Source organism: Citrobacter sp. Cm038 (genome assembly GCF_030333105.1).
Lineage (GTDB): Bacteria > Pseudomonadota > Gammaproteobacteria > Enterobacterales > Enterobacteriaceae > Citrobacter > Citrobacter murliniae.
Genome location: NZ_JAOWGO010000020.1, coordinates 1 through 4,730 on the forward strand (window position 1 = coordinate 1; position 4,730 = coordinate 4,730).

At 50.2% G+C, this 4,730-nt stretch carries 4 protein-coding genes and 1 pseudogene; 2 read left to right on the forward strand and 3 right to left on the reverse strand.

Annotated elements, in window-relative coordinates; genetic code table 11:
- Positions 1-103: 103 nt before the first annotated feature.
- The gene (locus tag OGY01_RS11300; protein WP_000019445.1) at positions 104-1,084 is read right to left on the reverse strand and encodes an IS5-like element ISKpn26 family transposase; all 981 of its coding nucleotides are present in this window, start codon (positions 1,082-1,084) and stop codon (positions 104-106) included.
- A gap of 325 nt (positions 1,085-1,409) precedes the next feature.
- Positions 1,410-1,637 (reverse strand): annotated as a pseudogene (locus OGY01_RS11305) (transposase domain-containing protein); the annotation flags it as partial.
- 196 nt (positions 1,638-1,833) lie between these two features.
- Between OGY01_RS11305 and OGY01_RS11310 the strand changes: the two are divergent.
- Together OGY01_RS11310 and OGY01_RS11315 are read left to right on the forward strand one after the other, a co-directional pair.
- A complete protein-coding gene (locus OGY01_RS11310) occupies positions 1,834-2,538 on the forward strand; it encodes an IS6-like element IS26 family transposase (protein ID WP_001067855.1) in 705 nt (234 codons plus the stop codon).
- A 326-nt stretch (positions 2,539-2,864) separates the two neighbouring features.
- Positions 2,865-3,365: a non-heme ferritin-like protein gene (locus OGY01_RS11315; protein ID WP_001752509.1), complete on the forward strand. Its 501-nt coding sequence runs from the start codon at positions 2,865-2,867 to the stop codon at positions 3,363-3,365.
- Between the two features lie 316 nt (positions 3,366-3,681).
- On the opposite strand, the gene OGY01_RS11320 is transcribed toward OGY01_RS11315, so the two are convergent.
- Positions 3,682-4,662, reverse strand: coding sequence for an IS5-like element ISKpn26 family transposase (locus OGY01_RS11320; RefSeq protein WP_000019445.1), 981 nt, complete (start codon positions 4,660-4,662; stop codon positions 3,682-3,684).
- Positions 4,663-4,730: the final 68 nt, after the last annotated feature.

The window sequence follows — 4,730 nt, forward strand, 5'->3', positions numbered from 1 at the left end:
TGATTAAAATTTCGCGGATCTGGGCCGATTTTTTTCCCGCAAACACATCGAATCAGCCTATTTAGGCTATTTTTTCCACCATTTCTGGCGTTATTTCCGGTTTTTACTGAGATCTCTCCCACTGACGTATCATTTGGTCCACCCGAAACAGGTTGGCCAGGGTGAATAACATCGCCAGTTGGTTATCGTTTTTCAGCAGCCCCTTGTATCTGGCTTTCACGAAGCCGAACTGCCGCTTGATGATGCGAAACGGGTGCTCCACCCTGGCACGGATGCTGGCTTTCATGTATTCGATGTTGATGGCCGTTTTGTTCTTGCGCGGATGCTGCTTCAAGGTTTTTACCTTGCCGGGACGCTCGGCGATCAGCCAGTCCACATCCACCTCGGCCAGCTCCTCGCGCTGTGGCGCTCCTTGGTAGCCGGCATCGGCTGAGACAAATTGCTCCTCTCCATGAAGCAGATTACCCAGCTGATTGAGGTCATGCTCGTTGGCCGCGGTGGTGACCAGGCTGTGGGTCAGGCCACTCTTGGCATCGACACCAATGTGGGCCTTCATGCCAAAGTGCCACTGATTGCCTTTCTTGGTCTGATGCATCTCCGGATCGCGTTGCTGCTCTTTGTTCTTGGTAGAGCTGGGTGCCTCAATGATGGTGGCATCCACCAAAGTGCCTTGGGTCATCATGACGCCTGCTTCGGCCAGCCAGCGATTGATGGTCTTGAACAATTGACGGGCCAGTTGATGCTGCTCGAGCAGGTGGCGGAAATTCATGATGGTGGTGCGATCCGGCAGGGCGCTATCCAGGGATAATCGGGCAAACAGGCGCATGGAGGCGATTTCGTACAGGGCATCTTCCATGGCACCGTCGCTCAGGTTGTACCAATGCTGCATGCAGTGAATACGCAGCATGGTCTCCAGCGGATAGGGCCGTCGGCCATTGCCCGCCTTGGGATAAAACGGCTCGATGACAGCGGTCATATTCTGCCATGGCAGAATCTGCTCCATGCGGGAGAGGAAAATCTCTTTTCGGGTCTGACGGCGCTTAGTGCTGAATTCACTATCGGCGAAGGTGAGTTGATGGCTCATGATGTCCCTCTGGGATGCGCTCCGGATGAATATGATGATCTCATATCAGGAACTTGTTCGCACCTTCCCTAACAGGATCCCGGGCATCTCAAAATTGGCGTTAGTGTTAGACATATATTCAAGCCTATCTCTTATCTGGAGATACAGCTACTGTCCGGTGTTTCAGGGGGCTACATCAAAGATTTTATTCATACTAACCTCACTCTATTGTAAAAAAATAATACACAAGTCACAAAATTATATATTAAAAATGCAAAAATAGTACGATTAATGTACTACACATAACCCTAAAAGGTAAGCGTCCGCTGAACCCCATGCCTATTTTTTAATTCGGTTCAGGTTTCCAGCAGTGTGGCAGCAATTCTTCAATTTGGGTCACTTTGTGTGTCGGCAGCCTTTTCAGCACATCACTTAAATAGGCATACGGATCCAAGCCATTCAGCTTTGCTGACTGGATTAACGTCATGATGTTTGCCGCTCGCTGACCACTGCGCAGCGAACCTGCAAACAGCCAGTTCTTGCGCCCCAACGCCCAGGGACGCATCTGATTGTCGGGTAGTCAGACGCAGTTACGGGGTTCAAGGTCCAATGATGTAAAAAACCACGCTAAGAGGTTAATTCATTGTTTGTATTGAAATTTAATGGTCTTAACTCGCCCTTCAGAATATCTTCCGGTAACGAAAACGGGCACTGTTGCAAATAGTCGGTGGTGATAAACTTATCATCCCCTTTTGCTGATGGAGCTGCACATGAACCCATTCAAAGGCCGGCATTTTCAGCGTGACATCATTCTGTGGGCCGTACGCTGGTACTGCAAATACGGCATCAGTTACCGTGAGCTGCAGGAGATGCTGGCTGAACGCGGAGTGAATGTCGATCACTCCACGATTTACCGCTGGGTTCAGCGTTATGCGCCTGAAATGGAAAAACGGCTGCGCTGGTACTGGCGTAACCCTTCCGATCTTTGCCCGTGGCACATGGATGAAACCTACGTGAAGGTCAATGGCCGCTGGGCGTATCTGTACCGGGCCGTCGACAGCCGGGGCCGCACTGTCGATTTTTATCTCTCCTCCCGTCGTAACAGCAAAGCTGCATACCGGTTTCTGGGTAAAATCCTCAACAACGTGAAGAAGTGGCAGATCCCGCGATTCATCAACACGGATAAAGCGCCCGCCTATGGTCGCGCGCTTGCTCTGCTCAAACGCGAAGGCCGGTGCCCGTCTGACGTTGAACACCGACAGATTAAGTACCGGAACAACGTGATTGAATGCGATCATGGCAAACTGAAACGGATAATCGGCGCCACGCTGGGATTTAAATCCATGAAGACGGCTTACGCCACCATCAAAGGTATTGAGGTGATGCGTGCACTACGCAAAGGCCAGGCCTCAGCATTTTATTATGGTGATCCCCTGGGCGAAATGCGCCTGGTAAGCAGAGTTTTTGAAATGTAAGGCCTTTGAATAAGACAAAAGGCTGCCTCATCGCTAACTTTGCAACAGTGCCCCTAATCGTGTTCAGCAGAATAGCCGGAGGAAGTTTCCTACTGTCGATAAGAAAGGATTGGCACAGGGAGTGTGAATATCGAAACACCATCACAGAATAATGCCAGATAGAAATGCGATAGTAGGGTTGGATATTTAAATAAGGAGCATCCCGACTTAAAATGAATATGACTGCGTAACCAGGCGCAATAAAAAAAGCGAAAGAATCGCTTTTATTCTGGTTGTTTTTTCGAAGAGTGACCGTTTTCTGAGATGACAAGAAATAAGGAAGTCCTATGATCGCTAGCGGAATAGTTCAAAAACTGAATGCGCAAATGAATCAGGAGTTTTATACCTCAAATTTGTATCTTCAGCTCAGCCAGAGGTGCAGCGAGAATAGCCTTAATGGCACCGCACTATTTTTGCGTCATCAGGCGCAAAATACGGTGACGCAAATGATGCGCATGTACGAATACATCAAACAGAGCGGCGCCACGCCGGTGTTACAGGAGCAACACGCCCGGTGCGGTGAATTTTCCACGCTGGAAGATCTGTTTGAGCAGACGGTAAGCGATTACCAGAAGCGCATTAATGCGCTGACCTCTTTGACGGAAGACGCCCAGGCAGCAAACGATAAGTCAGCGATTAACTTCCTGAAGCGATACAGAAAAGAGGAAATCGTGGACGGGACGCTGTTGCAAATCATTCTGGATGAAGTCCGCAGCGCTAAAAAAGCGGGCATCAACATGCAGCAAACCGACCACTATCTGGTTGGCGTGATCGATCGCTATCACTAAATCAATTTCGCAGTACGAGGAGGTTTTACGCCTCCTCAGAAAATCTGTTTTACATCAGAAACAGAGGTTTATGCCAGTGAACATTTGATACCCAACACGTCATAGTGATTTTTTAACTTAGCGTTTTTATATCGTGCCAAAAATGTCTCTGCTTGTGTCTTTATATTAAGGAAGGTGCGAATAAGCAGGTCATTTCTTCCCAAGCTGACTCGCTGATTAAAATTTCGCGGATCTGGGCCGATTTTTTTCCCGCAAACACATCGAATCAGCCTATTTAGGCTATTTTTTCCACCATTTCTGGCGTTATTTCCGGTTTTTACTGAGATCTCTCCCACTGACGTATCATTTGGTCCACCCGAAACAGGTTGGCCAGGGTGAATAACATCGCCAGTTGGTTATCGTTTTTCAGCAGCCCCTTGTATCTGGCTTTCACGAAGCCGAACTGCCGCTTGATGATGCGAAACGGGTGCTCCACCCTGGCACGGATGCTGGCTTTCATGTATTCGATGTTGATGGCCGTTTTGTTCTTGCGCGGATGCTGCTTCAAGGTTTTTACCTTGCCGGGACGCTCGGCGATCAGCCAGTCCACATCCACCTCGGCCAGCTCCTCGCGCTGTGGCGCTCCTTGGTAGCCGGCATCGGCTGAGACAAATTGCTCCTCTCCATGAAGCAGATTACCCAGCTGATTGAGGTCATGCTCGTTGGCCGCGGTGGTGACCAGGCTGTGGGTCAGGCCACTCTTGGCATCGACACCAATGTGGGCCTTCATGCCAAAGTGCCACTGATTGCCTTTCTTGGTCTGATGCATCTCCGGATCGCGTTGCTGCTCTTTGTTCTTGGTAGAGCTGGGTGCCTCAATGATGGTGGCATCCACCAAAGTGCCTTGGGTCATCATGACGCCTGCTTCGGCCAGCCAGCGATTGATGGTCTTGAACAATTGACGGGCCAGTTGATGCTGCTCGAGCAGGTGGCGGAAATTCATGATGGTGGTGCGATCCGGCAGGGCGCTATCCAGGGATAATCGGGCAAACAGGCGCATGGAGGCGATTTCGTACAGGGCATCTTCCATGGCACCGTCGCTCAGGTTGTACCAATGCTGCATGCAGTGAATACGCAGCATGGTCTCCAGCGGATAGGGCCGTCGGCCATTGCCCGCCTTGGGATAAAACGGCTCGATGACAGCGGTCATATTCTGCCATGGCAGAATCTGCTCCATGCGGGAGAGGAAAATCTCTTTTCGGGTCTGACGGCGCTTAGTGCTGAATTCACTATCGGCGAAGGTGAGTTGATGGCTCATGATGTCCCTCTGGGATGCGCTCCGGATGAATATGATGATCTCATATCAGGAACTTGTTCGCACCTTCC

Bases quoted from the DNA above. Each gene is read 5' to 3' on its own strand.
- OGY01_RS11315 (WP_001752509.1), top strand. From the start codon at position 2,865: ATGATCGCTAGCGGAATAGTTCAAAAACTGAATGCGCAAATGAATCAG.
- OGY01_RS11310 (WP_001067855.1), top strand. From the start codon at position 1,834: ATGAACCCATTCAAAGGCCGGCATTTTCAGCGTGACATCATTCTGTGG.
- OGY01_RS11300 (WP_000019445.1), bottom strand. From the start codon at position 1,084: ATGAGCCATCAACTCACCTTCGCCGATAGTGAATTCAGCACTAAGCGC.
- OGY01_RS11320 (WP_000019445.1), bottom strand. From the start codon at position 4,662: ATGAGCCATCAACTCACCTTCGCCGATAGTGAATTCAGCACTAAGCGC.